The following is a 25,548-nucleotide window of genomic DNA, read 5'->3' as shown; positions in this document are numbered from 1 at the left end:
GCGCTTTAGTCCTCTCTGAAGGCACCACGGAAGCTGTCGAGCAGGGGCCTGAGCGCGTAGAGCGCCACGGTGCCGCGCCCCGTCGTGATGAACACCTGAACCGGCATGCCGGGGACGATCTGGATGTCGTTCGCGACGATCTGCCCGTCGTCGATCCGGATCCTGGTCGCGTAGTATGGCTGGTCGGTACGCTTGTCGAGCAGCCGGTCTGCGGATACGTGCACGACAGTTCCCTTCAGGCGAGGCACGCGACGCTGATTGTACGGTACGAGTTGAACCTCGGCATTGAGGCCGGGATGAACCACATCGATGTCCTCGGGCCTGAGGCGCGCGGTCACGATGAGGCGGTCTTGCCGGGGCACCAGGTCCATGAGCGGAGCGCCCGCTGCGATGACGCCACCGACCGTATGAATCCGCAGATCGGTTATCACGCCGTCCTCGGGCGCCTTGATCTCCGTTCGCGATAGCTGGTCCCTGGCCGCAAGCAACCGCTCGCGGAGCTGGAATATCTGGTTCTGTGCCTCACGAAGCGACTGTGCGATCTCGTTCTGCCTTTCGCTCTCGAGCTTGAACAGGGTGGCCTGCTGTTCGCTGATGACCTGCCCGGCGCGGGCAATCTGCGCGGCGATCTCGCCGCGGCGGCCCTCGACGTCGGCCAGCTCCCGCTGCAGGTTCAGAAGCCGCGGCCGCCGTTCGAGTCCCTTGTTGACGAGGGTCGCGACCATATCCAGTTCCTCCCGAACGATGTCGACGCGCTGCCCGGTGGCGGTTTCCTGAGCCTTAAGACCTTGGATTTCCTTCTCGACTTGACCCCTTCGTTCGCGAATGACCGCAAGCTGCGACTCGTGAACCTGCAGGCGTGCCTGAAAAATGAATTGCTGCGCCGACACCGCAGCGGCAGCCACCCCGCTCTGCTTGCTGTCCTGTTCCAGCGCGTCCGGGATTGCGATCCTCTCGAATCTCTGCTGCTCGGTTTGAAGCCGTGCGGCACGAGCAGCTGCATCCCAAAATTGGCCTTGGAGGCTTTGCATCTCCGAGCCGGCCCGGGTGTCGTCCAGCTCGATCAGCGTTTGGCCGCTGCGCACGATATCGCCATCCGAAACCAGGATCTTCCTGATGATACCGCCTTCCAGATGCTGAATCGTCTTGCGGCTCGATTCCGATTCCACGACGCCGGACGCGATCGCGGCGCTCTCAAGAGGCGCTAGGCTCGCCCATGTCCCAAGCCCCAGCATGAAGCAGAGCACCATCAGATTGCCCGCGACGGTGATGCCGCGAAGCCTTCCGCGCGGAGAGGTCGGCGTGGGCGTCGAACACCATGGAAATTCCAGAGGTTCGAAATCGTCGATTGCGGTCACCACGACGCCAGATCGCCGGGCGGGCGGGGGGCTCGCCGGCGCTCGCACGAGCTGGCCCCAGATCATGGGAAGTCTCGAGACGGCGGGATGTTTCCAGATGGTGAGAGAGTTCCAGATCATGGCGCTATCTGCGAAGTAACCTGGGGTCGGCTCAGGTGCCGTTCAAAGATGTCCTCGCTGTCGCCGAACGCGGCGACCGCACCGCCCTCCATGATGGCAATCTTGTCCGTGGCGGCGAGGAGACCCATCCTGTGGGTGACGACGACAAGGATGACGCCTGCGAGCTTCATGTGCTCGATGGCATCCAGGAGCATTCGCTCGCCCCCGTAGTCGAGGCTGGCGTTGGGTTCGTCGAGAACGACGAGGCGTGGACTGCCGAAAAAGGCGCGGGCAAGACCGAGGCGCTGCCGATACCCGCGCGAGAAGGTTGCTTCGCTCTGAATCACCGTGTCGTAGCCCAGCGGCAGGCGCATGATCGCCCCATGGATGCCGACGAGCTTGGCCGCTTCGATGACCTTGCGCCGGTCGGCATCTTCAAGGCGTGCGATGATGTCGTTGATCGTGTCGCCGAGCAGGTTGATGTCCTGGGGGAGATATCCGAGACGGTCGCCTTTTAGGCCCTCGCGAAGCAGCGAGACGTCGGTATTGTCGAGCGCGACACGGCCATGCGTCGGCATCGACAGCCCGGCGATCACCTGGCCGAGCAAGGACTTGCCCGACCCGGACGGACCGATGATGCCAAGGCATTCTCCGGGCATGAGGCTGAACGAGACGCCGTTCAGGAGAAGATGGTTGGTCCCCGCAAGCCTCACGCCGACATTGTCGACGACGAGGCCGCTTCGCGCCTGCAGCGGAGAAACTTCCGCGCTCTGCTGCCGGGCGACGGGGAATGCGGCGAGAAGTGCGCCGAGCCGCTGACAGGCGCTCATGGCCGTCACGAGTGATTTCCAGCCTGCGACCGCACTTTCGACCGGCGCGAGCGCCCGGCTGAACATCAGCGTGGAAGCAAAGATGATGGCCGGACTCTTCCCGTGATCGAGGACGAGCCATGCGGCGGCCCCCATGATCAGGACCTGCGACAGCGCGCGAACCGGCTTGGTGGCCAGTGAGACGATCTCGCCTCGCCGCAGTGCCACATCGTGCTCTCTGCGGGCGTGCCGCGCGTCACGGTGGATCATGCGCGCAGCGCTATCGAGCATTCCCATGGCGCGGATCATGTGGATGTTGCTCGCCGCAGTCTGGAGGCGGCCGCAGCTGCTGGACAGCGCGGCGCCGGATCTGAGCAGAGCGTCTCCCGTGACCAGCTCTCCGGCAACCGTGAGCGCGAACAGGAAGGCGACGCAGCAGGCGCCCACCACGCCAAGCAGGGGATGGATCAGAAAGAGGACAAGGAGGAACAAGGGCGCCCAGAACGCGTCGAACAGCATCGTACATGCGCCGGACTCGACGAACTGGCGCAGCACGGTGAGATCCCGATACGCGCCCGACGCTTGCGTCCAATCGCTGCGAAGCGCCGATTCGAGGCCGGCCGAAAGCACGCAAGGACGAAGGCGATCGTCGAGCCAGGCACCAAGGCGTCCAAGGACGGCGCGCCGCAATGCATCGAACACGCCCCCGACGACCACCGTGATCGCGACAATGAGCGTGAGCAGGAGCAACGTGTCGCCGCTCCGGCTCGACAATACCCGGTCGTAGATTTGAAGAAGATAGATGGAGGGCGCGAACAGAAGCAGGTTGTAGCTGCAGCTATACGCGAACACGAGACCGAGCGGTCCCGCGCAGGACCGGAGGGCCGCGTGCAGTGGCGTCCCGATCTGCGGCAGGATAGGCAACCGGATGGGCGGCATCAGCATGATCGTCACCGCCTGAAATCGAGGTCCGGCGCACTTGACCGATGGCCAACGCAATCCGGCAACGGCATCGGTAAATCATTGGCGTGAAATCCAGGACCGGCGGCCGCGGCCGCCGGTCCCACCAGTCGGACGAGCGGCTGGTCAGAGCGTATCGAGATGGAAGGTCACTCCGCCACCCCATGCGACGTTGCCGTCTCCGCCATCGCCGCCGATGCCGGCCACAACTTCCTGGTGCTGGTCCACCATGACCTTGTTGATCTGGGTGGCATCCGTATTGGCGTAGACCTTGGAGGTATCGTAGCCGCTGTAGGATTTCTGGCTTCCGTTCGACTCGGCGTCTCCGCCATGGGCCTTCGAAAAATACGAGGCCTTGGCGTTTGCGCCGCCGGCATCCCAATCCGCCGTCTGTTTGACGTGATCGCCGGTGTTCACGTGCACGTCGGCACCTTCCGCCTTGTTGGTCGGATCGAAGTTGACAGTCGGCTTGCTGATGATGGCTCCCTTGAAAGTACCGTCGCCGCCATTTCCGGCACTTTGACCACCGGTGTCGATCGATTTGACTTTGATCGTATCCGAGATGTTGATTGCCTTTGGCATCATTTGAGGCCTCCGTCGTTTTGTTGGCTGTCGTGCAACATCCATCCCGATCAGGCGGACGCGCGCGGCAAGTCTGATCCGCCCACGCGCGAAGGCGATAGATGTCAAATCGGACACCATCCGGTGTGGTCGACCTACGTACGAAAGTATGGCGTTCGTCGCGCAACACCGGAGCTCGAGACGTCCGGGAGAGCCCGCAGGGGGAGCTTGCGTGTGCAGAGTGTCGACGCAGCTCGCGATCGGGCTTGTGCTAGCGTCGCGATGCTTCGCTAAGCCATCAGGTGAAGATCCGACAGAAGATGGGCGGAAAGATCGCCGCCCAGCGCGAGATTGCCGTGGCCGCCGTCCCCGCCAACACCGGCGGTCTGGACCGCACTCTGGTCGATGTGCACGTTGTTGACCTGATCGGCTACGGCCGTCGAATGTGGACCTGCGATTGCGATGTTGATGGGTGCATAGATCGCGACGCTGACATCGATCAGGCTGCCGGAAAAATATCCGTTGCCGCCATTGCCTGCGCCGTTCGAACCGGTCGCGATCGTATCGGAGCCGCCCCACAGATGATGGGAGAGAAGGCTTGCGTGGCCGCCCGCTGCGGCGTCGTCGTTGCCGCCGTGCCCGCCAATGCCGGCGATCTGAACCGCGGATTGATCCACGGAGACATCGTTTATCTGGACCGCGTAAGTGCTGGAGCCATAGCCCGCGATTGCGATGTTGATCGGGTTGTACATTACAAACGAGGTATGGACGAGTTCACCGTAGAACACGCCGTCACCGCCATTGCCGGCTTGGCTTCCGCCCGTTTGAACGCCAAAGACGCTCCCTCCGTTGCTTGATCCCCAGCTGGGGTCGAGCGTCATGACGCTGCCGCCGGCGGCCAAATTGCCATGTCCGCCACTTCCGCCGACGCCCGCTATCTGGGTGGCCGACTGATCGATGTCCACCGTGTTCGATTGACTTGCATGCGCAGTGCCGCTCGAGGCCGCCACCGCAATATTGATCGGATGATAGATCACCACGGGAGCGTCCAAGATCGCACCCGAGAAATAGCCGCTGCCGCCGTTTCCGGCGCCGTTGTCGCCGCTCGCGATCACGCCGGCGCCTGAGGACGTACTGACGCTGCCTCCCGATGCAATGTTGTCATTGCCGCCATGGCCGCCGACGCCGGCCATCTGAAAGGCGGATTGATCGACATTCAAATTGTTGGACTGGTTGGCCAGGGCGACCGAGTCGTATCCCAGGCTCACCGAGATGTTGATCGGTTGATAGATCAACAGGGACGCGTGAATGACGCTACCGTAAAAGTAGCCATCTCCGCCGTTCCCGGCCGTGTTGGCTCCGCTTTCGACCGTAGCAATGCCCATCCCTGATGCGCCGGAAGCGGGCGTAGTAGACGAAACATCAGGGTCCGCCGCAGCGTGGTTGCCGGCGTGGCCGCCCGTGTCGCCCACCGATGTGGGATGTTTGGCTTGAATCGGGTCGGAGTCATGATGCTGGGTATTCGCGCCCGCGGCGTGCGCTTCAGTACCTGCAAATTGACCTGCAGACGGGCCGGGACCATGGACCAGGGCGCCACCGCCGACCGCCTCGGTCACGAACGGGGCGCTCGGTCCCGGACCCGCTTCGTCGTCGCCATCGTACCCATCGTGCCGATGAGAGGCGTGATGCAGCCGGATCCCATCCGACATCCGCGAAAAATCCATCGTAGCCTCCCTCATCGCAATCGCTCCACGCAATCGGACGGGTCCTGCACTCCGGACGGAATGTCATCCCGGGAAGGTCGAAAGCCCAGTCGTCAGTTCGGATATAGCGTTTCGTCTGGCAGCCGTAACATCGGCTACATCCGTTCGGGTAAAGTTACAGCCTTTGCAACTTTGCGTGGGCCGATGCTCGAAAGTGCGACCCTGAGGGGATGGCGAAAATGGACAATCGAGCTGACGGCCAGGTCGCCTGCATCTCGCCTGCGGCCAAAATGAATCCACCGCGTTGCCGGATTTAAGTCGCATTGCGACCCAGGTCGCGGCCAAAGCTCCCGTCCGGGCGGGGGCGCAACACCGGGGTTTTTCATGTCCGGTCATTTGCGAATTTGTTGCGCCACTTTTGCTTTTCTTGCAGGTCTCTCGACATCATCCGCGTTTTCGACCCCTCTTTCCGAACTCTTCAATGCCGGTCCCGCCACGGCCCCCGCGCCCGCTTCCGCGGAAGCGGAGTGCTTGACGCGGCCCGGCAAGTCGACCGCCGATGGCCAGCACTGGGTCTATCGGGTGGAAAGCCAGCGCAGATGCTGGTTCCAGATCGCCGAAGGAACAGAGAAGGCGAAGAAGCTGGTTCAGCAACGCGCCACCAAACATCGTGTCGCCGCGGCCGAAGAGAACCAGACCGCGGCGCGCAAGCGGAAGGCGGTGGTGGATGCGCGCGCGGAGCTGCCGCGCTCCGCACCTGCGGATACGTCCCGGCCGAGCCCGTCCGTGCCCGCGCAGGTGGTTGATGCCAGTCCCATCCTCGCCACCGGGATCGCAACCCGCGCGTCGCCGGCCCCGCTTTCCAAACGCGACCGGCTCACCGCTGACGAGATCACGCCGCGCCAGGTCGACGTCCAGGTCGACGTGGAGGCACTCCTGGCGGCGGTGCCGGCCGCCAGTGACGTGGTTGCCGCCTCGGCGGCGCCGCTCGCCTTGTCCGCCGCAGAGGCGGGCGATGACGGACGGGTCTGGACCTGGCTTGGCATGCTGCTGATGGCTTTGGGGCTTGTCTCCGTCTTGAGCGCGAGTCCAACCATTCGGTGGGCCGTGCTGCTGCACGAGCTATCATTCGCTTGCCAGCGGCTGCTGCTGGTCAAGACGCGACTACGCGGGGGGGCGGGGGTCAAGCGGCCATTCGGCCTGAACCGATCGGCTCCGGCCGCAAGCTGAACAGCTGAGACGGTCTTTGGTTCAGGTCGGACTTTCCGAACAGGCGTCAGGGCCCGATCTTGAATCGGCGACGGCGATCCATTGTCGTGCTCAGGCATGGAGGCCTGCTTCTACGTCCGCCCGAACAGCCTCAGCGTCCGCAGGTCTTCGCCATCCAGCGTTACATATTACAGAGACGGTGCACTTGGTTCATGGGTCTTCGAATCCGCGAAAGCGGCCGCGGATATTGAATGCACCGTAATCCCCGCTTCAAACATGCGTGGATGCGGGTCACGCAACGGTGAGTGCCGTTCGCGCAGCCGTGATTTTCCACCGCGTGTCTTTTCTCAAGCGCATACCTACGTAATCCTTGTCCAAAAAAATTCGAAGGAAACGCTTTCAACAGAGCAGCCGATTCTGGCCAGCGCGAACGCTCCGCACGAAAACAACAACCGTTCGGAGCACGACTATGATTGGATTCAGGACTTCCATTATTGCAGCGATGATGTCGATTGGCGCGATAGGCTCTGCAAGTGCCCAGTGCCCGACGTGGGCGACTCAAAATCCAGCTTCGTTTCAGGCGCAATATCCCAACAGGGATATATTGAACGACTGCGAGTTGACGCCAGCAGGCAGAATGGGCCTCGAACTCCCCGGCGGCGCGGCTCCCTGGTTTGGGCGCAACAGGGCTTATGGAGCAATGCCTGGCGTTGTTCAACACCACAGCTTTCAGCACCGATCGCGGTGAAATCTGAAGGCTTCTCTTGTCGAGGGCGAGTTCTCTCGAGAAATTTCATGCGTTCGCTCAATCGCGAGCCGCCGGGCGCCCTGCCTATTCGGAAGAAACCCAATTTCGCAGACCATCGATCGTGCGAAATCCGTCGGCGGCGTAGCAGCGGATCGATGGATGGAAGCCCTGCATCATCTCCGCAAGCGCGTGTCCTGGGCCGAGATCCAGGACTTGATCGACCCCGAGCTCTACGAGAGCCTCCAGCGTCGCCGCCCAGTCGATCGGGCGCGCGATCTGGCATGCGAGCTTTGCTGTCGCATCGGTCACGGAGAAGATGCGCTCGCCGCCATCCCCGGCGAGGAGGGTCCTTTGGTCTGCGACAGGAGCGCGTCTGCTGGTCGCAATCGCCTGCCGCAAGGGCGTGCAGGCCGGTTCGAGACGCGCCGTATGCGAGGCGATTTTGACGGCGAGGAGACCGGCGCGGGCGGCGCCTTGTGTCGTCGCCTCCTGACAGAGGTCGATGACATCGCGCTCCGCGCCTCCAACCACGACAAGAAGGCCGGGATTCCGGATTGCGATCTCGCAGCGGTGCTTCTCGAGCAGGTGTTCGAGCGCGGTTCGTTCGAGCCCGCGGACATAGCCGAGCCGCCCATCCGGCCCCGCCACGCCGTCCATCAACCGGGCGCGAATATCGGTCAGTCGCAACGCTTCGGCGGCGGTCCATATTCCCGCAACGCTCCAGGCCGCCATCTCGCCGACGCTGTAGCCCGTGACAGCGGTATCCTCAGTCAGCAAGTCCGCGATGCAGGCGTGGATCGCGAGCGCCGATGTGACGGTCAGGATCTGGCTGGCATGGTTGGCGGACAGCTCGTCCGCGCTGCGCGTCCTGATGAGCTTCCGCGGATCTTCGCCGAGACAAGCAGTCGCGGCGGCGAAGATCGATTCCGCAGCAGGCCGTTCGGCGACGAGATCGAATATCTTGTCCGACAGGGTGCCTTGTCCGCCGCAGAGCAGTGCAAGCATCAGGGGGCCGGCCGATCGACGAAGAGAGCGTCCACAAACAGAGCCATGGCGAGCAGATCTGCCGATCCGCCCGGACTGAGATTGCGCGCGACGAACGCCCGGTGAATGCCGTCGGCGTGTTTGCGCCAGCCTGGGCAACCGATTCCGCCCGCGGCAAGGAATGCGGATGCACTGACCTGCGCGAAGCGCAAGCCGTCAGCTCCGCCCCTGTGCAACAAATTGGTGTCGGCAACATCTGCGATCAGCGCCATGCAGGTCTGAACCCGGACCGCCTCCTCATCCCGAGGCGCGAGCGTCCGCGCCGCGTGCAGCGCGGGAAGGGCGATGTCATAGACGGAGGGGAAGCCACAAGCCGCTTCCGCCCTGGCGCCGCCGGCGCCGTAGCGACGTGACGCCAGCGCGCCGTGGCTGCGCAGGGATATCGGGCCTGCGTGGATGGCGTCGCCCCAACGTTGCGACACCAATTCGCCGAGCGGCTTGCGAATGCCGAGAGCGCTGCGATATCCGGCCGCGGCGCAGAGCAGACCCAGTCCGAAGATCGCGCCGCGATGCGTGTTCACACCTGAGGTCGCAGCCAACATCGCGCGCTCCGCCGCAACCCCGATCGCGCGCAACCGGTCCATGCCGGCGCTCTCGGCGCCCGCGGCTGCGAGGTTGCGGAAGAACGGAGCCAGCGTGTCGGCACTCCGGCGCAGGAGCCCGGCATCCATATCGCGATGCGCGCCGTTGTCGACGTGGCTGACGAGCCCCGGCTTCGGATAGGTCTCGACTTCGAGCTTCAGGCACAGCGATGCGAGATGACCGAGTTGCTCCGCGCGGAGCGCGCGTTGCGGCGGCGCTTGCCATCTCAGCGCGACATTCATGACGCGCCACCCGCGAGAAACGCCGCACGCGTGGTGACATGAACGCCGGCCGCGCCCTTGACGAGGACCTCGTCCTCGTCAGCGCCGGTCAGCTCGCGCCATTGCACGCCGCCGGCGTGATAGACGATCTCGCCGTCGAGCCGCATCGGCGCCGTCTCTGCGATCCGCGCGATGTCGGACGGCAGGGTGTTCGCGTGCCTCGCCGACGACAGCGGCCAGAGCAGGTCGAGGTCCGATCCATCCGACAGATAGGGCAGGCCGGTGAGATGCTGCCAGGCCAGGCTGCCGAACGTGCGCGTCTGCGGCAGAAGGCGGACGAGCAGGTCGATGGTCTCGCGCCACGACGCAGGCGCGGCTGCTGCCGCATCCGCCAGCAATGGCGGCGGCGCGTGTGCGATGAGATCGCCGGGGGCGAGCGCGACCGCGATACGCCGCTTGCCGTGGCCCGGCGGCAGCGGCAGGCCGAGCGGAATCATGCCTGCGGGATCGTTGCAGGCCGGCCTGCGAACCACGAGAGGGCGGCCGCTGCGCGCCCAGCCCTCGATGATCGGCTCGCTGGCGAGTGCGGGGTTTCGGCTCATCGCGGCGGCCCATCCGGTGGCCGAGGCCGTCACCATCGTATGGCGCTGGAGGGCTTCAGCCATGTTGCGCCCCCTGATGCGCGGCTGCCGCGAGTGTGACAACCCGATCGGCGATCTCGGCCGCCTTCCTCCTGCCGCCACGCTCGGCGCCGAGCCGCGCGCGATCGTCCTGTCCCTGCGGCCGTCGCAGCACGGCGGCAAGCTGCGGCGCCAAGGGGGCGCTTTCGTTCCAGACAACGTGAATGCCGCCGGTCTGCATCATGTTGTCGAGGCCCGGCGCGAACACCGGCGTCGCTTCCGCCTTGGCCTTCAGCACATCGATCGGAAGCTTGGTGACCCGCGCCATCGACGGCAGGTCCATCACCGCGGGATGCGCGCCGGGCAGCGCCACCAGCGTAGCCGTGGCGAGCGCGGTGGCGATGAACGCGCCGGCCGCGCTGCCGCCGTAGAGCAGGCCGACGGTGCGGTGTCCCTCGGCTTCCGCCAGCAGCAGAGACTTGGCGAGATGCGACAGGTATTCGCTGAGTCCCAGCAGCTCGTCGCGCTTGCTCATGCGCTGGCTGGCGGAATCCACCAGGACCAGGATCGGCGCGCGATCGCCGGATTTGACGATCTCGATCACGCGCCCTGCGAGCACGATCGCCTCGTCCACGCCGAGCGGCTGACCCTGCGTGACGCCCAGCACGTGGACGGGGCCTCCATCGGGAAGGATCGCCTGTCCCGCGATCATCGCGCCGGTGGTTGCGATCTTGCTGCCGTTCGGAAAGAGACTGGCCAGAGTGTCATCGAGCGTCATCGGCGTTCTCCCTGTTGCTTGCCGCGCGAAGAAATGCGGCTGTGGGAAGTGCGGGGATCCCGGTCGGCTGGTCGATGCCGAGTGCTTGCCAGATTTCGACGGCGTCCGCGGCCTCGCCGAAACGCTGCAGCCGCCGCTCAAGGCGTTTCTGCTCCGCTTCCAGGACCGCAACATCGCAACCCCGCATGGTCTTGAGCGCGTCGATTGCCGCCTGACGAAACGCCAGCGCCTCGTCGTCGACGAACGCATCAGCGCCGCCGATCAGGTAGCGATGCTTGCCGCCCATGGTGCGCCACACCAGCGCGCGGTCGCGCGAGTCGAATTCCTCGATGCCCTTGTTGGTTTCGATGACCTCGGGGCCGCTGACGCTGATCCGCCCCTGTTCGGATACGATCAGGCGCGAACAGGTGCCGGCGATCAGGCTGCCGCCGCCATAGCAGCCGGCGCGGCCGCCGATCAGGCCGAGGACGTGGATGCCGGCGCGCCGTGCCTCGATCACCGCGCGCATGATCTCGGCGATGGCGAGCTCGCCGGCATTGGCTTCCTGAAGCCGCACGCCGCCGGTGTCGAACAGGATCAGTACGTCCTGATGAAGCGCACGCGCGGCGCGCAAGAGGCCCGTGAGCTTGGCGCCATGGACCTCGCCGAAGGCACCGCCCATGAAGCGTCCCTCCTGTGCCGCGACGAGCACCGGCACGCCGTCCAGGCGGCCGCGCCCGACGACGATGCCGTCGTCGAACTGCTCCGGCAGGTCGAAGATCGCCAGATGCGGGCTCATCTCGCGCAGCTCGGGGCCGATGAGTTCGGCAAAGCTGCCGGCATCGACGAACGCGTCGATGCGCTGGCGGGCGCTGGCCTCGTACCAGCTCAGCGAAACATTGTCGGCTTTGGCCGTTGTCATCGTTCCGGCTCCTCGATCTTGCGGACGCCTTGCGCAAGGCGCAGCGCCACTGTGTCGGGCCTGGCTCCGCCGTCATTGATGGAAATGCGTAAGCCCCCGGCAGAGCGGCGGGCGACGAAGTCGCGGACCACGGCGTCCCACACCGCACCGAAGCCATGGGCCGCGGTTGCGATGTCGATCGTGCACATGTCGGCCGGCGAGGCCCGTTCCAGCAGGACCTCGAGATTGCCGGAGGCGACGACGCCGACGATCGCCTGGGTGCGGGTGCCGCCGGCGCATCGCGGGGCAGTCAGTCTGAAGCTGAGCTTTTCCATGCAAAACTCCTCACCAGTTGCGGAAGCGGCTGGGCGGGCGGTAGAGACCGCCGGAGGCCAGCATGAGGTCCTTGATCGAGCGGGCCGCCAGCAGGCTCCGGTCGGCGTCGAGCGGATCGATGTCGAGATCCTCGGGGCGCTGGATCACACCGCGCTGCCTGAGCTGTTCGACCAGCTTCGCATCACGCGCGCGTCCGATGTCGGTGTAGCCGGCAACGCCGCGGATCGCCTGCTCGCGCTCGTCCTTGCTCCGGCACATCAAGAGGTTGGCGATGCCTTCCTCGGTGACGATGTGGGTGACGTCGTCCGAGTAGACCATGACCGGCGCGAGATCGAGCTTGAGCTCGCGTGCCAGATCGAGCGCATCGAGCCGCTCGACGAACAGCGGCGCTTTGCGCTCGCCGAAGGTCTCGCCGATCTGCACCACCAGCTTGCGGCCGCGGCGCAGCGCCGCATTGGAGTCGGGATCGGCTTCGGCGCCGGCCTTGAGCCAGGGTTCGCTCGGGTGGCGGCGGCCGCGCGGATCGGAGCCCATATTGGGCGCGCCGCCGAAGCCGGCGATGCGGCTGGTCGTCACCGTCGAGCTGTGGCCATCGAGATCGATCTGCAGCGTCGAACCGATGAACATGTCGCAGGCATAGAGGCCCGCTGTCTGGCAGAAGGCGCGGTTCGATCGCAACGATCCGTCGGGCCCGGTGAAGAAGACATCGGAACGCGCCGCGACGTAATCCTCCATGCCGACTTCCGAGCCGAAACAGTGGATCTGGTCGACCCAGCCGGATTCGATCGCCGGAATGATCGTGGGATGCGGGTTGAGCGCGAAATGGGTGCAGATCTTGCCCTTGAGGCCGAGCCTCTCGCCATAAGTCGGCAGCAGCAGCTCGATCGCGGCGGTGTTGAAGCCGATGCCATGGTTGAGGCGGCGCACGCCGTAGGGCGCGTAGATGCCCTTGATCGCGAGCATTGCCGTCAGGATCTGGGTTTCGGTGATCGCGGCCGGGTCGCGGGTGAAGAGCGGTTCGACATAGAAGGGACGGCCGGCCTCGACCACGAAATGCACGAGGTCGCCGGGAATATCGACGCGCGGCACCTTGTCGACGATTTCGGTGACCTGCGCCACGACGAGACCGTTCTTGTAGCTCGTCGCCTCGACCACCGTCGGCGTGTCTTCGGTGTTCGGCCCCGTATAGAGATTGCCGTCCTTGTCGGCGCTCACCGCCGCGATGAGTGCGACGTTCGGCGTGAGATCGATGAAATACCGGGCGAACAGCTCGAGATAGGTATGGACCGCGCCGAGCTCGATCTTGCGGCCGAACAGCATGCGCGCGATGCGGGCTGATTGCGGGCCCGAATAGGAGAAGTCGAGCCGCCGCGCGATTCCCTTGTCGAAGATGTCGAGGTGGGAGGGCAGGACCACCCCCGACTGCACCATGTGCAGGTCATGGACATCCCGGGGGTCGAGGTTCGCGAGCGCCGAGGCGAGGATGTCGGCCTGCTTCTGATTATCGCCCTCCAGGCAGACCCGGTCCCCTGACCGGATCACCGCCTTCAGGAATGCAGGCAGGTTCGCGATGGGCACCATCTTGCCCTTCGCGTGCTGGTCGCCGGCCGCCAGGCGCTCCGCCAGGGCGGCCTTTTGCATACCCCAATCGCTCATTTCGGCTCCTTGGCATGCGGGGTTGGCTTTCGATTGCCTCAATGTATGCGTATTGCCTTCTAATGTCAATTAGTGTATACACAAATCCATAAGCGATGGATGTTCGCATACACAGGAGGGAATTTACGATGCGAATGCATGCAGATAGTCCAAGTCCTGGGGATCGTGCGCTGCTCGCCGAGGGGAGGCGCCCGTGACCATTTCCGGCGTAGCGCTGCTCGCGATCTGCACCCTCTTAGGGGGCCTGCTGGGGGACCTGCTCGGCGTCGCCCTCGGCGTGAAGGCCAATGTCGGCGGCGTCGGCATCGCCATGATGTTCTTGATCGCGGCCCGGCTCTGGCTAATGCGGCACGGCATACTCAGCCACGGGCTCAAGACCGGCGTCGAGTTCTGGGGCAGCTTCTACATTCCGATCGTGGTCGCCATGGCCGCGCAGCAGAACGTGGTCGCCGCGGCAAAAGGCGGTCCGGTCGTCGTCATTGCGGGGATCGGCGCGGTCGCGGTGTGTTTCGCGATGGTGGCCCTGATCGGGCGGTTCAGCGGTCGCGTCGAGACCATGGACGAGATCGAGGCGCGAGAGGCCGAGGCACTCGCTGCACCTGTGCCCCACTTCAAGTCCGGGAGGATCGGATGACCATGATGTCTCACATTCTCGCCGCCAATGCACTGATCACCGCGTTCGCGGCCGTCGGAATCCTGATGTGGATATCCGGGGCGATCTCGAAACATCTCACCTTCGGGCGCATTCACGCCTCGGCGATCGCGATCATGCTGGGCCTTGCGCTGGCCTTTTGGGGAGGCATCTCCACCGGCGGCGAGAAGGGCGTGGCCGACCTGCCGGCCCTGGCCGGGATCGGCTTGATGGGCGGAGCGATGCTGCGCGATTTCGCCATCGTCGCCACCGCCTTCGAGGTCGATGTCGTCCATGCGCGCAAGGCCGGGGTGATCGGTGCAATCGCACTCGGACTGGGAACGGTGGTGCCGTTCATTCTCGGCGTGTTCGTCGCCGCGGCGTTTGGCTACACTGACGCGGAATCGCTGACGACGATCGGCGCCGGTGCGGTCACCTACATCGTGGGCCCGGTCACGGGCGCGGCGATCGGCGCATCCTCACCGGTTATTGCGCTCTCGATCGCGACCGGTGTATTCAAGGCAGTCATCGTCATGATCGGCACGCCCTTTGTGGCGAAGATGATCGGCCTGAACAATCCGCGTAGCGCGATGGTGTTTGGCGGCTTGATGGGAACGGTCAGCGGCGTGTCTGGAGGGTTGGCGGCGACTGACCGGCGTCTGGTGCCCTACGGTGCGCTGACGGCGACATTCCACACCGGGCTCGGATGCTTGGTCGCGCCCTCGATCCTTTACTTCGCGGTGCGCGCGATCACGGGAGGCTGAATGGCAGAAGTATTGAAGGTCGCAGTCGACGCTGAGGACGATGGCGGGCTGCTCTCCGATCGTATCCGGAACGCGCTCACGGACGAGATTGCCTCAGGTGCGCTCGTCGCCGGTTCGGCCCTGGAAGAGCAGCAGCTTGCCGATCGTTTTGGAGCTTCCCGCACGCCGGTGCGGGAGGCGCTTCGCCAGCTCGTGGTCAGCGGCCTCGTCGAGGTGCGCGGCCGCCGCGGCCTCGTCGTTGCGCGGATGACGCCGGAGCGCATCATGGACATGTTCGAGACCAGCGCCGAGGTGGAAGCCATGTGCGTCAGGCTCGCGACCTACCGCATGACCCCGCTCGAGCGCAGCCATCTGATCGAGCTTCATGACGCCTCGCTGCAGATGGTCGAGGCGAACGATGTCGATGCCTATGACGCGTTCAACCGCGAATTCCACGAATGCATCTATCGGGCAACGCACAACTCGTTTCTCGCCGAGCAGGCGCAGGACGTGCGTTCGCGGCTCAGCGCCTTCCGCCGTACCCAATTGCGACAGGGCGATCGCATTCGCAAGTCCCGCGACGAGCATGACGCCATCATGCAGGCGATCGCGGAAGGTGACGGAGAGACCGCCGCGCGCCGAATGCGTGCGCACATGCTGAACGCCGCGTCCGCGCTCAGGCGCTACATCGATGATCGCCTCGGCTGAGTAGCCCGATCGCACGATCGGGCCGATAGCTTGACCGCATCCGGCGGCCGCAGGCATGGACTATTGGTAAGGTCGCGTGCCCATTCTGCCTGATCGAGGCGCGCCGGGCAGAGGCGTAGGCATCTTGCCTGCGTTCGTCCGCGCACCGAATAGCGCGATAGTCCGGCCTCACCAGCCAGTCGATCGGGGCGTCGAACGCGACGCAAGACAGCTCGATCATGGCGCGCACGACGTGAACTGCCGATTGGGTGGCTTAGGCCGGCGCCTGGCTTGAGACGCTGGTCCTTGTCCCTAGGCATAGGGACAGACACGGCCCTGCGATCCGCTTAGGGTCGCTCGCCTGGTTGCTCGTAGCCGCGGGGCAGGGCTTGAATATCGGACGATCTCCTCCGGGTCCTTGATGCTGCCCCGCGGGGTCCGATGCAGCCGGCCGAAACACTGGGGCGGACAGGGAGGTGCTGCATGACGATCGGTTTCACGCGAGTTTGTCTTGTTGTGGCCTGCGTACTTTATGGATACGCGGCGCACGCGGAAATTAAGGTCGGAATTGTGATTTCGGCCACCGGCCCGGGATCTGCCTTGGGGCAACCCCAGCTCAAGACTGTCGCAGCTCTGCCAAAGGAGATCGGCGGAGAGAAGGTGACCTACATCACCCTGGACGACGAGTCTGACTCGACCAAAGGAATCCAGAACGCGCGCCGGCTCGTGATCCAGGACAAGGTCGATGTGCTGGTCGGGTCTTCCCTGACGCCGGTGACCATGCCGATGCTCGACGTCGCGCTGGAGTCGAAGACGCCGCTGCTATCGCTTGCGGCCGCCACCGCCATCGTTCAGCCGCTGGACGACAAACGGGCCTGGGCCTTCAAGGTCGTCCCCAACGATGACCTGATGGCGAGCGCCATTCTCAAATACATCGCGAAATCCGGCGCGAAGACGCTTGGCTTTATCGGTGTTTCGGATGGGTATGGCGAAGGTTACTATAAAGAGGTGAGTCGCCTGGCACCGACCTTGGGCCTGACGGTGACGACGCATGAAGTCTACGCGCGTGCGGACACCAGCGTCACCGGCCAGGCGTTGAAGGTGATGTCGACGAATCCTGACGCGGTCTTCATTGCTTCTGCAGGTACCCCGGCGGTCCTGCCGCAACAGGCGCTCCGTGAGCGCGGATACACCGGAAAGATCTTTCAGACACATGGCGTGGCCAGCGAGGAGTTCATCAAGCTCGGAGGCGCGACCGTCGAAGGCGCTATTTTCGCCGGCGAGGCCTTTACCGTTGCGGCCGATCTTCCGGCCGGAGACCCGTTCCGTCACGCGACGGAGCAGTTCGTGACCGCCTATGAGGCGGTGAACGGTCAGAAGCCCAATATGTTCGCGGCTCACCTCTGGGATGTCGTCGCGCTGATCGGGAAAGCTGCTCCGAACGCGCTGAAGACGACGAAGCCGGGCACGCCCGAGTTTCGTGCAGCTCTGCGGGACGAACTCGAGCGCGGGGAGAACATCTATCTCAACAATGGGCTGTCGAACATGAGCAAGACCGACCACAACGGCTATGATGAACGCTCAGCCTTTTTGATCAAGGTCGAGGGCGGGAAGTTCCGTTTGGCGAAATAGCAGCGCGCCATCCTCGGGAAGACGCGATGGGCGCGTCCCGCGCCGTCAGCGCGCCACGAGAGGGACATAGTGTTCGAGTTCGGGGTCCGGGAAATGGATGGTCCGGCCAAGCTCTGCGGAGCGATAGAGCCCCATAAGCATTTCCATGACGCCGACCCCGTCATCGAAGGTTTCTGCCGGACTCATGCCTCGCCTGAATGCCTCCACCATATGGCGGTTCTCGTCGGTGTAGCCGTAGATGCCGGCTTCATCCTCGACAACCGGCATCAGACCCTGCTCGGAATTCTGCTTCTCGACGAGATCCTCGCCCTCTGATCCGCTGATTGCGCGGGAGAGGAAGACCTTGAGGCCGGTTGAGAGCGAGGAGAACTCCATCGAATATTCGGGACCAAGCAATTCAAGCTGGATGCGCAAGCCCGCGCCGACATACGCCCATGAGGTCGTCGCCTCGATCATCAATTGATGCCCATCAGCATCTTCCATCGCAAGTATCCCGCGCGCGAAATCTTCGACCGGACGTTTGGTGAAATCGACTCCCATTCGCCTCTTGAGGTCGGCAGCGTAGTGGGGGCGCGTCCATTTGAGATTGGCCGTCGTGGCGCTGGCGCTGAGCAGCCGCAAGGAATCGCGCTTTGCGCCTGGCGCGGTGAGCATGAAGCGTGCGACCTCGACTGAATGGCACATCATGTCGGAGAGCACGCCCCCTCCCTGTTTGTCGCCTTGCCAGAACCACGGCTCGTGCGGTCCTGAATGTTCCTCGGCGGCACGCGCGAGATAGGGGCGTCCACTTCCGGGTACGGCTCGCCGCCAGATGATGTCCTTGCCGCGCATCACCGCGGTCGAGAAAAGCTGGTTCTCCAGATAACCGTGAAGCAGGCCTGCATCTTCGACGAGCCTGCGCATTTCCCGTGCTTCGGCAAGCGTGCGGGCGAGCGGCTTTTCGCAAGCGATGGCGCGCAAGGGAGCCCCGGCCTTGGTCACGCGGTGGATCTCGCGCATGATGTCGAGACGGCTGTCGTTCGGCGTCAGCAGCCAAAGCGCATCGACCTCGCCGGACATTGCCATCGCTTCGATGCTGTCAAACACATGCGCCGGCCCAAGGCCAAGACTGCGCGCCTTGTCGGCGATCCGCGTCCGCCGCTCGGCAGAACGGCTGTAGACGCCGCCGACGCTGACGTTGCGCACGCCGAGCATGGACTGCAGATGGAACGCGGCAATGAAGCCGCTGCCGACAAGGCCGATGCGCAGCAGTGGAAGTTCCGTGAGCTTCTGCATGTCAGAGACCTCCTTCGATGAAAATGCGGTGGTTCAGACCGAATTGGGCATTCTGCGTTGCCTGCCCGGGATCGCCGCCAGCAGTGCCTGCGTGTAGGGATGCTCCGGCCGTGTCAGCAGATCTGCCGTCGGCCTGATCTCGACGATTTCTCCGAGGCGCATCACGGCGATCCGATCGCAGACCTGGGCCGCGACGTTGAGATCGTGGGTGATGAACAGCACCGCCAGCCGCAGCCGCGCCTTCAATGTCTCGAGCAAGGTGAGCACCTGCGCCTGGACAGAGACGTCGAGCGCCGACACCGGTTCGTCCGCCACCAGCACCTCCGGGTCGAGCGCCAGCGCGCGCGCAATTCCGATCCGCTGGCGTTGCCCTCCGGAGAATTCATGCGGAAAGCGTCGCGCGGCGCTCGGGTCGAGACCCACGAGCGCCAGCAGTTCCTCGGCACGCGCGAAGGCCTGCGCCGGCGGGACGCCGTGCGCGATCGGCCCGTCGGCGATGATTCGCCCGACGCGGCGACGTGGATTGAGCGAGGCGAAGGGATCCTGGAACACCATTTGGACGTGCTTGCGGGCGGCCCGCAGGCGGGCACCGCGAGCCTCGGAGAAATCCAGTTCGCCGATGCGGACCACGCCCGCATCGGCGTCGGTAAGGCGCATCACCAGCCGACCGATCGTGCTCTTGCCCGAGCCGGACTCTCCAACGAGGCCGAGCGTCTCGCCGCGCCGGATTTCGAAGGTCACATTCTTTACGGCTGCGACCTCGGTCCGCGAGCTGAACCAGTCGCTGCCACGATAGATCTTCGCAAGTCCGGTCGCAGCGCAGGCGATCGGTTCATCCGCGACCCGGACCCGGACCGGCGGAGTCCCGCCGGGCACCGCGGCGAGAAGCCGGCGCGTATAGGGATGCTGCGGGCGCTCGAGCACGTCCTCCACGGACCCCTGTTCGACGACGCGACCCTTCTCCATGACCGCGACGCGGTCCGCGATGTCGGCCACGACGCCGAAATCATGGGTGATGAACAGCACCGCCATGCCGCGCCGCTGCTGAATGTCCCGGATCAACCGTAGGATCTGTGCCTGTGTCGTGACGTCGAGTGCCGTGGTTGGTTCGTCCGCGACCAGGATCGATGGTTCGAGCGCAAGGGCCATCGCGATCATTGCACGCTGACGCTGGCCACCCGACAACTGATGCGGGTAGCTGCGGATGATCCGCTCGATATCGCGCATGCCGACCTCTTCGAGGAGGGCGCGCAAGTGGGCCTGCCGCTCAGTTGGCGTGAATTGTCCGTGCGCCTCGAACGCTTCCATGATCTGGTCGCCGATCCTGATCACAGGATTGAGCGCTGTCATCGGTTCCTGGAAGATCATCGCGATGCGTCGCCCGCGCAACGTCCGCCATTCTGCCGCGGGCAGGTTCAGCAAATCGCGTCCCTCAAAGTGTATGGCCCCTGCAACCGGGCGAATGGCCCTGGGCAGCAGGCCCATTACAGCAGAGGCGCAGACCGATTTACCGGAGCCGGATTCACCGACGACGCAGAGGATTTGTCGCGGATGCAGAGCCAGCGAAACGTCCTCGACGGCAGAGGCGCGATCCCCGCCGGCGGGCAGCGCCAGCGTCAGCCGCTCGATCGACAGGATCGCCTCCGTTGTCTCGCTCATGCTGTCCGATCCGACATCACGTCTTTCTCATCCTGGTCACGCCGCCAGTGCAATGCCGTCCTTGCGATGGTCCGACGCGCCGAGCATGACGCCCCTGGAAGGATCGACGTGCACGGCCTGACAACCTCCGAGCGGTTCGTCCGCCCGGATCACGCGATGACCGCGCGCAATCAGTTCGTCAGCGACGGAGCCGGGAATCGTGGGTTCGAGGCTCAGCGTGCCATCAAACGCAAAGCTGCGCGGCGCATCCGAGGACTGCTGAATGTCGAGCCGACGATCGAGCACGCCGCTCAGGATCTGCACATGTCCCGCCGCCTGGTATTGTCCACCCATCACGCCAAAGGCCATGATCGGCTTGCCGTGCTTCGCCAGCAGACCCGGAATGATGGTGTGAAAGGGACGCTTTCGCGGCGCGATGGCATTGGGATGTCCTTCGAGGAGGGAGAATCCCGAACCTCGGTTCTGCAATAGCACCCCCGCGCGCGGGGCGTAGATGCCGCTGCCGAATGCAAAGAAAAGCGAATTGATGAAAGATACCATGTTGCCGTCGCGGTCGGCGACTGCAACGTAGGCCGTGTCACGATGAACAGGCATGTCAAAATCCGCCGATGCGCTGGCACGATTCCGGTCGATGGAGGAGCGCAACGCCGCGACTGACGCCTCCGAGAGGAGCGCGTCGACATCGAGCGGACGGAATTCCGGATCGGCGACCAGCGCGTCGCGCTGCCGGTAGGCCGCCTTGGTTGCCTCGGCAAGGAGGTGAATGCGATCCGCCTCACTGAGCGCCGGATTGGCCATGTCGAAGCCGGCAAGGATGCGGGCGATCAGCAGCGCCGCGACGCCCTGTCCATTAGGCGGACATTGCAGGATTTGATGATCGCGGTAGTCGGCGCTGATCGGCTCAACGTACTCCGATCGGGCACTTGCGAGATCTTCAAGCTGCATCATTCCGCCCAGCGCCTTCAATGTCGCGACGATTTCTTCGGCGACGGCACCTTCGTAAAACGCGGCGCGTCCCTCGCGCGCAATCCGGCGCAGCGTCGCGCCGAGTGCGGGATGATTGAGCTTGCTGCCGACGGCGGGCGCAGCGCCGCCGGGCAGATAGACCGGCACGCCAGTCTGATGTCGTTCGATGCGATTGGCGTAACGTGCCCAATCCAGCGCGGCGCGGGGCGTCACCACAAAGCCGGTCTCGGCCGCGCGGATCGCTGGCGCCAGAACCTCATCCAGGCTTTTTGAACCATAGTCGCCAGAGAGGCGGCACCAGGCATCGACTGCGCCCGGAACTGTGACTGCATGGGGTGAATCGTCCGGGATCGACGCCAGCCCGTGTTGCCGAAACCAGCCGAGCTCGGCCTTCGCCGGCGCTCGGCCCGAGCCGTTGACGGCGACGGGTTTGCCGGAGGCGGGAGCATAGATCGCAAAACAGTCGCCGCCGATTCCGGTCATAAGCGGATCAATGACACCCTGGAGGGCGATCGCGGCAATGGCGGCATCGACTGCATTGCCGCCACTGCGCAGGATCTCGACCGCAGCGAGCGTGACAGCGGGATGAGAGGTCGCGGCCATGCCCCGGTCGCCAACCGCCAGTGAGCGCCCCGGCACCATGAAATCGCGCTGTCCCCAGCTCATGCCCTTCTCCGATTGTTGTTCTGGGGCCGCGTGGCCAGGGCTGCTGCAGCCGGTTCATCGCAAAGGATATCGACGTTGCCGTGCAGGCGGAGCGCCGAGGCAGGACAAGCTGCTGCGATCGGACCCTCGATCGCGGCTGCGACCGCGGCGGCTTTCTCCGGCCCCCTGGCGATCAGGAGGATGCTCCGAGCCTCCAGGATTGTCGCTATGCCCATTGTGATCGCACGTTCGGGAACCGACGCCGGATCGGGAAAATTGATGGCATTCGCGATGCGGGTGGCTTCGTCGAGTCTGACCTCGCGGGTACGTGAGGCGAAATCCGAACCTGGCTCATTGAAGCCGATATGGCCGTTGGCGCCGATGCCGAGGAGCAGCAGGTCGATGCCCCCGGCAGCCGCAATCTGCGCCTCATAACGCGCGGCCTCGGCGGCGACGTCGTCGGCCGTGCCATCGGGGATCTTTGCCCGACCGGCTTCCATATCCACATGCCCGAACAAATGCTGCTGCATATAGGCATGGAAGCTTCCGGGCGATTGGGGTGCGACGCCCACATATTCATCGAGGTTGAAACTCGACACGGTCCGGAATGAGATGAGGCCGGCGCGGGTCGCGGCGACAAGGCGGGCATAGAGCGGCGCCATGGTCGCTCCGGTCGCAAGACCGAGGGTCATCGGCCGTCGATCGTGCAGCCGCGCGATGACAAGCGCGGCCGCGCGTTCCGCGACGGCGGCGGCATTGCCGAAAACTTCGATTCTCGGCGCCTGCTCCTTCATGCGGCGACATCTTCTGCCGTGAAAGGAAGAGCCAGCGGGCCCGCATCCTTGCCGATGCCGAACAACGAGCGATGCACGAGGTCGATCGCGCTGCCGATCGCGCCGATCAGCGTAGCGCGATTGCCGAGCGCGCTGAGCTCGATACGAACAGGCTCGCGCATGCAGCGTGCCAGATGTTCATCGATCCGGACCTTCAACTCGGGCCGCGCGCCGATGCTGCCACCCATGATGATGATTTCCGAATCGAGGATGCTGTGCACCGCCAGGATCGCGGTCGTGAGGATCCGGCCGACTTCGTCGATCGTCACTCGTGCCGCCTCCTCGACCACGAGCCGATCGAAGACATCGCGCACGGTACTGCCGGGCGCGCCGCCGAGCCCGATATAGCGTTCGACAATGCCGGCACTGCCGATCGCGGTTTCCAGGGTGCCGAACCGAAGGCCGCGCGCATCGTAGGGATCGCCCCCAAGCGGCAGGTAGGCTATCTCGCCGGCCGCCCCGCGTGCACCGCGCACGAGATAACCGTCCGAAAAGATGCCCATGCCGATGCCGGTGCCGACTGCGATGAAGGCGAAACTGCGAGCCTTGCGGCTGTTGCCGCGCCAATGCTCCCCGATTGCGGCGAGATTGACGTCATTCTCGATGGCGACGTCGATCCCGAGCCGTTCGCGCAGCGCGGCCCTCACGTCCAGGCTATCCAGTCCGGGGATATTGGGTGCGATGACGATACTGCCCGACGCCGGGTCGACCATTCCCGGACTTCCCATCACGCCGCCGCGCAAACGTTGCGCCGATACGGACGCACGCTGAAGCAGGGCATCCTTCATGCGATCGATCTGTGCGACCACGGCAGCGCCGCCGTCGCAGGATGTCGGCTCGATGCTCTCGGCGACGATCTCACCGTGCAGATCGGCAAGTGCGACATGCAGTTTCGTACCGCCAAGGTCGATACCCAGCACGAAGGCGGCGTCCGGCCGGAGCGCATAGGTGACGGCGCTTCTCCCCACGCTGCCCTGGATTTGACCGTCCTCATGGACCCAGCCGTCGCGCTCGAGATCACGCATCACTTCGGAGATGGTCTGCTTGGACAGGCCTGTGCTGCGGGCGATTTCGGCGCGCGATACCGAGCGATCGCGCAGCAGGCGCTCAACCACAAGGCGCACGGATTGCTGTCGCGCAACGGGCGATGAGGGGGCGTCTGACATGGGCCTCAATCCAATTAGTCAACATACCGAACTAATACCTCGCATGATCTGCCGTCAAGGGGTTTAATGCGAGGATTTTGCGCTTTCGAAAGCGGTGCATTGTAATTTAGTTCCATATCTTAGAACGATTTGTTCGAGATATTTACAAATAGGTTCAGTCGTGCTTGTCTTGACCTTCCACAGCAGAGGCTTGGATGCCTTGGGATAGGCGTGCGACGAAAGGAATTCCGTATGAAGCGGACGGGCACGGCGTTGGCGGCAATTCTGATGATCGCATCGGGCCTTGTCTCGGCGAGTGCCGCGACATTGCGGGTCGGCATCCAGGACGATCCCGATGCGCTCGATCCGGCACTCAGCGGCACCTACTCCGGCCGCTTCGTGTTTGCGGCGCTGTGCGACAAGCTTGTCGATATCTCCCCCGACCTCAAGATCGTGCCGCAGCTGGCAGAGGCATGGGAGTGGTCCGCTGACGGCAAGTCGATCACCTTTATGCTGCGCAAGAACGTCACGTTCCACGATGGCACCGCGTTCGATGCAGCGGCAGTCAAGTTCAATATCGAGCGCATGAAGACGATGCCGGATTCCAAGCGCAAGGCCGAACTGGCGCCGATCGCGAGCGTCGAAGCGCTTGCTGCGGACAAGGTGAAGTTCAACCTGTCGGAGCCGTTCGTGCCGCTGCTTGCCAATCTCAGCGATCGTGCCGGCATGATGGTCTCGCCCAAGGCTGCCACGGAGAAGGCCGGGGAATTTGCAGCCGCGCCGGTCTGTGCCGGTCCGTATCAATTTGCCGAGCGCAAGTCGCGCGATCTCATTCGCGTCAAGAAATATCCCGGCTACTGGAACGCCGCACGGGTCGGCTATGACGAGGTCGTCTACTACTACGTTCCCGACTCGACCGTGCGGCTGTCGCGTGTCCGGGCGGGCGATCTCGATCTCGCGGAGCGTATCGCGCCGACCGATCTCAAGACCGTACGCGACGATCCCAACCTCGCCTTGCATTCCGGCCAGGGACTTGCCGTCTCGCATCTGATGTTCAATGTCGGCGCGGGCGCGAAGGCCGATACGCCACTCGGCAAGAACTCGACGCTGCGTCAGGCCTTTGAGCTGGCGATCGATCGCAATGTCATCAACCGCGTTGCCTTCAACGGCGAGTTCCTGGCGGATAACCAGATGATCCCGCCGTCATCTCCGTTCTACGATAGCGCGCGCAAGGCGCCGGCTCGCGATGTTGGCAAGGCCAAGGCAATGATTGCCGCCGCCGGAATGACTCGCGTGCCGGTCGAGATCCAGTACGAGAATACGGCCGGCGATTCCCGGGTCGCACAGATCATACAGTCGATGGCGGGCGAGGCCGGCTTTGACGTCAAGCTGCTGCCCATGGAAACGACCACGGCCATCGAGCGCTACATGAACGGAAATTTCGAAGCCTATATCGGCAACTGGAGCGGCCGCGCCGACCCGGACCCGACGTTGGTCGCCTTTTTCAGTTGCGCGGGCTCCCAGAACGTCAACAAGTACTGCAACAAGGACCTCGATGCGATCCTGAACCAGGCCCGGGGCGAGGCTGACGAAGCCAAGCGCAAGGCACTCTACGCCAAAGCGACGGACATCTACCTGACGGCGCTCTCGTCGATTCCCCTCCATCACCCGAACTGGTTCTTCGCGGCCCGCAAATCGGTCGGCGGCATCGTCATGGTGCCGGACGGTCTCTTGCGTCTGGTCGGTGTCGGGCCTGTGAATTGATGCG

Annotated in this window: 22 protein-coding genes; 6 read left to right on the top strand and 16 right to left on the bottom strand. The window is 64.3% G+C overall.

Annotated features, from left to right (window positions below):
* Nucleotides 1–5 precede the first annotated feature (5 nt).
* The 4 genes from OWC48_RS34415 to OWC48_RS34400 all read right to left on the bottom strand — a co-directional run bounded on the left by OWC48_RS34415 (nt 6) and on the right by OWC48_RS34400 (nt 5,511).
* On the bottom strand, nt 6–1,424 hold the full coding sequence (locus OWC48_RS34415) for an HlyD family type I secretion periplasmic adaptor subunit (RefSeq protein WP_282523959.1): 1,419 nt from the start codon (nt 1,422–1,424) through the stop codon (nt 6–8).
* A gap of 50 nt (nt 1,425–1,474) precedes the next feature.
* Nucleotides 1,475–3,211 (bottom strand): type I secretion system permease/ATPase, encoded by a 1,737-nt coding sequence (locus OWC48_RS34410; protein ID WP_282524000.1) that lies wholly within the window; start codon nt 3,209–3,211, stop codon nt 1,475–1,477.
* Nucleotides 3,212–3,352: 141 nt separating this feature from the next.
* Entirely contained in the window at nt 3,353–3,811 is a 459-nt protein-coding gene (locus tag OWC48_RS34405) for a hypothetical protein (protein ID WP_282523958.1), read from the bottom strand.
* A gap of 266 nt (nt 3,812–4,077) precedes the next feature.
* Nucleotides 4,078–5,511 (bottom strand): hypothetical protein, encoded by a 1,434-nt coding sequence (locus tag OWC48_RS34400; protein ID WP_282523957.1) that lies wholly within the window; start codon nt 5,509–5,511, stop codon nt 4,078–4,080.
* A 363-nt stretch (nt 5,512–5,874) separates the two neighbouring features.
* Here OWC48_RS34400 and OWC48_RS34395 point away from each other — a divergent pair, with 363 nt between their 5' ends.
* On the top strand, nt 5,875–6,720 hold the full coding sequence (locus OWC48_RS34395) for a hypothetical protein (protein ID WP_282523956.1): 846 nt from the start codon (nt 5,875–5,877) through the stop codon (nt 6,718–6,720).
* Nucleotides 6,721–7,531: 811 nt separating this feature from the next.
* Here OWC48_RS34395 and OWC48_RS34390 read toward each other — a convergent pair.
* The 7 genes from OWC48_RS34390 to mdcA are packed head-to-tail and all read right to left on the bottom strand — an operon-like array spanning nt 7,532 to nt 13,564.
* Nucleotides 7,532–8,452, bottom strand: a complete 921-nt coding sequence (locus OWC48_RS34390; RefSeq protein ID WP_282523955.1) for an acyltransferase domain-containing protein — start codon at nt 8,450–8,452, stop codon at nt 7,532–7,534.
* Complete coding sequence (gene mdcB, locus OWC48_RS34385; RefSeq protein ID WP_282523954.1) at nt 8,452–9,315, bottom strand: triphosphoribosyl-dephospho-CoA synthase MdcB; 864 nt, start codon at nt 9,313–9,315, stop codon at nt 8,452–8,454. The genes OWC48_RS34390 and mdcB overlap by 1 nt, the downstream gene beginning before the upstream one ends.
* Nucleotides 9,312–9,959: a malonate decarboxylase holo-[acyl-carrier-protein] synthase gene (mdcG, locus tag OWC48_RS34380; RefSeq protein ID WP_282523953.1), complete on the bottom strand. Its 648-nt coding sequence runs from the start codon at nt 9,957–9,959 to the stop codon at nt 9,312–9,314. Before mdcG ends, mdcB begins: the two co-directional genes overlap by 4 nt.
* Nucleotides 9,952–10,692, bottom strand: coding sequence for a biotin-independent malonate decarboxylase subunit gamma (gene mdcE / locus OWC48_RS34375; RefSeq protein WP_282523952.1), 741 nt, complete (start codon nt 10,690–10,692; stop codon nt 9,952–9,954). Before mdcE ends, mdcG begins: the two co-directional genes overlap by 8 nt.
* Nucleotides 10,679–11,593 (bottom strand): biotin-independent malonate decarboxylase subunit beta, encoded by a 915-nt coding sequence (locus tag OWC48_RS34370; protein WP_282523951.1) that lies wholly within the window; start codon nt 11,591–11,593, stop codon nt 10,679–10,681. Before OWC48_RS34370 ends, mdcE begins: the two co-directional genes overlap by 14 nt.
* Nucleotides 11,590–11,907, bottom strand: a complete 318-nt coding sequence (gene mdcC / locus OWC48_RS34365) for a malonate decarboxylase acyl carrier protein (RefSeq protein ID WP_282523950.1) — start codon at nt 11,905–11,907, stop codon at nt 11,590–11,592. Before mdcC ends, OWC48_RS34370 begins: the two co-directional genes overlap by 4 nt.
* Nucleotides 11,908–11,917: 10 nt before the next feature.
* Nucleotides 11,918–13,564 (bottom strand): malonate decarboxylase subunit alpha, encoded by a 1,647-nt coding sequence (gene mdcA, locus OWC48_RS34360; RefSeq protein ID WP_282523949.1) that lies wholly within the window; start codon nt 13,562–13,564, stop codon nt 11,918–11,920.
* Between the two features lie 193 nt (nt 13,565–13,757).
* Between mdcA and madL the strand changes: the two genes are divergently transcribed.
* From madL to OWC48_RS34340, 4 genes are all read left to right on the top strand, one after another.
* Nucleotides 13,758–14,198: a malonate transporter subunit MadL gene (madL, locus tag OWC48_RS34355; RefSeq protein ID WP_282523948.1), complete on the top strand. Its 441-nt coding sequence runs from the start codon at nt 13,758–13,760 to the stop codon at nt 14,196–14,198.
* Nucleotides 14,195–14,959 (top strand): malonate transporter subunit MadM, encoded by a 765-nt coding sequence (gene madM, locus OWC48_RS34350; protein WP_282523947.1) that lies wholly within the window; start codon nt 14,195–14,197, stop codon nt 14,957–14,959. The genes madL and madM overlap by 4 nt, the downstream gene beginning before the upstream one ends.
* A complete protein-coding gene (locus OWC48_RS34345) occupies nt 14,960–15,646 on the top strand; it encodes a GntR family transcriptional regulator (protein WP_282523946.1) in 687 nt (228 codons plus the stop codon).
* A 462-nt stretch (nt 15,647–16,108) separates the two neighbouring features.
* Nucleotides 16,109–17,257: an ABC transporter substrate-binding protein gene (locus tag OWC48_RS34340; protein WP_282523945.1), complete on the top strand. Its 1,149-nt coding sequence runs from the start codon at nt 16,109–16,111 to the stop codon at nt 17,255–17,257.
* Between the two features lie 45 nt (nt 17,258–17,302).
* Here OWC48_RS34340 and OWC48_RS34335 read toward each other — a convergent pair whose 3' ends face one another.
* Genes OWC48_RS34335 through OWC48_RS34315 form a run of 5 tightly spaced genes read right to left on the bottom strand, consistent with a single transcriptional unit; the run spans nt 17,303 to nt 23,801 of the window.
* Nucleotides 17,303–18,532: a Gfo/Idh/MocA family protein gene (locus tag OWC48_RS34335; RefSeq protein WP_282523944.1), complete on the bottom strand. Its 1,230-nt coding sequence runs from the start codon at nt 18,530–18,532 to the stop codon at nt 17,303–17,305.
* A gap of 33 nt (nt 18,533–18,565) precedes the next feature.
* Nucleotides 18,566–20,191 (bottom strand): ABC transporter ATP-binding protein, encoded by a 1,626-nt coding sequence (locus OWC48_RS34330; protein WP_282523943.1) that lies wholly within the window; start codon nt 20,189–20,191, stop codon nt 18,566–18,568.
* 36 nt (nt 20,192–20,227) lie between these two features.
* Nucleotides 20,228–21,823, bottom strand: coding sequence for a gamma-glutamyltransferase (ggt, locus tag OWC48_RS34325; RefSeq protein ID WP_282523942.1), 1,596 nt, complete (start codon nt 21,821–21,823; stop codon nt 20,228–20,230).
* On the bottom strand, nt 21,820–22,596 hold the full coding sequence (nagB, locus tag OWC48_RS34320; protein ID WP_282523941.1) for a glucosamine-6-phosphate deaminase: 777 nt from the start codon (nt 22,594–22,596) through the stop codon (nt 21,820–21,822). Before nagB ends, ggt begins: the two co-directional genes overlap by 4 nt.
* A complete protein-coding gene (locus tag OWC48_RS34315) occupies nt 22,593–23,801 on the bottom strand; it encodes an ROK family transcriptional regulator (protein ID WP_282523940.1) in 1,209 nt (402 codons plus the stop codon). The genes nagB and OWC48_RS34315 overlap by 4 nt, the downstream gene beginning before the upstream one ends.
* 231 nt (nt 23,802–24,032) lie before the next feature.
* Between OWC48_RS34315 and OWC48_RS34310 the strand changes: the two genes are divergently transcribed.
* Nucleotides 24,033–25,544 carry an ABC transporter substrate-binding protein gene (locus OWC48_RS34310; RefSeq protein WP_282523939.1) on the top strand — a complete coding sequence of 504 codons (1,512 nt, stop codon included), beginning with the start codon at nt 24,033–24,035 and terminating at the stop codon, nt 25,542–25,544.
* The last annotated feature ends 4 nt before the right edge of the window (nt 25,545–25,548 follow it).

The organism is Bradyrhizobium sp. Arg816 (genome assembly GCF_029989365.1).
GTDB lineage: Bacteria > Pseudomonadota > Alphaproteobacteria > Rhizobiales > Xanthobacteraceae > Bradyrhizobium.
The sequence above is the reverse complement of the archived record's forward strand: the minus strand, read 5'-3'. Positions and strand labels throughout refer to the sequence as shown.

Excerpts from the sequence above, each read along its gene's own strand:
- OWC48_RS34415 (WP_282523959.1), bottom strand. The coding sequence starts at position 1,424 with ATGATCTGGGGCCAGCTCGTGCGAGCGCCGGCGAGCCCCCCGCCCGCC.
- OWC48_RS34410 (WP_282524000.1), bottom strand. The coding sequence starts at position 3,211 with ATGCTGATGCCGCCCATCCGGTTGCCTATCCTGCCGCAGATCGGGACG.
- OWC48_RS34405 (WP_282523958.1), bottom strand. The coding sequence starts at position 3,811 with ATGATGCCAAAGGCAATCAACATCTCGGATACGATCAAAGTCAAATCG.
- OWC48_RS34400 (WP_282523957.1), bottom strand. The coding sequence starts at position 5,511 with ATGGATTTTTCGCGGATGTCGGATGGGATCCGGCTGCATCACGCCTCT.
- OWC48_RS34395 (WP_282523956.1), top strand. The coding sequence starts at position 5,875 with ATGTCCGGTCATTTGCGAATTTGTTGCGCCACTTTTGCTTTTCTTGCA.
- OWC48_RS34390 (WP_282523955.1), bottom strand. The coding sequence starts at position 8,452 with ATGCTTGCACTGCTCTGCGGCGGACAAGGCACCCTGTCGGACAAGATA.
- mdcB (WP_282523954.1), bottom strand. The coding sequence starts at position 9,315 with ATGAATGTCGCGCTGAGATGGCAAGCGCCGCCGCAACGCGCGCTCCGC.
- mdcG (WP_282523953.1), bottom strand. The coding sequence starts at position 9,959 with ATGGCTGAAGCCCTCCAGCGCCATACGATGGTGACGGCCTCGGCCACC.
- mdcE (WP_282523952.1), bottom strand. The coding sequence starts at position 10,692 with ATGACGCTCGATGACACTCTGGCCAGTCTCTTTCCGAACGGCAGCAAG.
- OWC48_RS34370 (WP_282523951.1), bottom strand. The coding sequence starts at position 11,593 with ATGACAACGGCCAAAGCCGACAATGTTTCGCTGAGCTGGTACGAGGCC.
- mdcC (WP_282523950.1), bottom strand. The coding sequence starts at position 11,907 with ATGGAAAAGCTCAGCTTCAGACTGACTGCCCCGCGATGCGCCGGCGGC.
- mdcA (WP_282523949.1), bottom strand. The coding sequence starts at position 13,564 with ATGAGCGATTGGGGTATGCAAAAGGCCGCCCTGGCGGAGCGCCTGGCG.
- madM (WP_282523947.1), top strand. The coding sequence starts at position 14,195 with ATGACCATGATGTCTCACATTCTCGCCGCCAATGCACTGATCACCGCG.
- OWC48_RS34345 (WP_282523946.1), top strand. The coding sequence starts at position 14,960 with ATGGCAGAAGTATTGAAGGTCGCAGTCGACGCTGAGGACGATGGCGGG.
- OWC48_RS34340 (WP_282523945.1), top strand. The coding sequence starts at position 16,109 with ATGACGATCGGTTTCACGCGAGTTTGTCTTGTTGTGGCCTGCGTACTT.
- OWC48_RS34335 (WP_282523944.1), bottom strand. The coding sequence starts at position 18,532 with ATGCAGAAGCTCACGGAACTTCCACTGCTGCGCATCGGCCTTGTCGGC.
- OWC48_RS34330 (WP_282523943.1), bottom strand. The coding sequence starts at position 20,191 with ATGAGCGAGACAACGGAGGCGATCCTGTCGATCGAGCGGCTGACGCTG.
- ggt (WP_282523942.1), bottom strand. The coding sequence starts at position 21,823 with ATGAGCTGGGGACAGCGCGATTTCATGGTGCCGGGGCGCTCACTGGCG.
- nagB (WP_282523941.1), bottom strand. The coding sequence starts at position 22,596 with ATGAAGGAGCAGGCGCCGAGAATCGAAGTTTTCGGCAATGCCGCCGCC.
- OWC48_RS34315 (WP_282523940.1), bottom strand. The coding sequence starts at position 23,801 with ATGTCAGACGCCCCCTCATCGCCCGTTGCGCGACAGCAATCCGTGCGC.
- OWC48_RS34310 (WP_282523939.1), top strand. The coding sequence starts at position 24,033 with ATGAAGCGGACGGGCACGGCGTTGGCGGCAATTCTGATGATCGCATCG.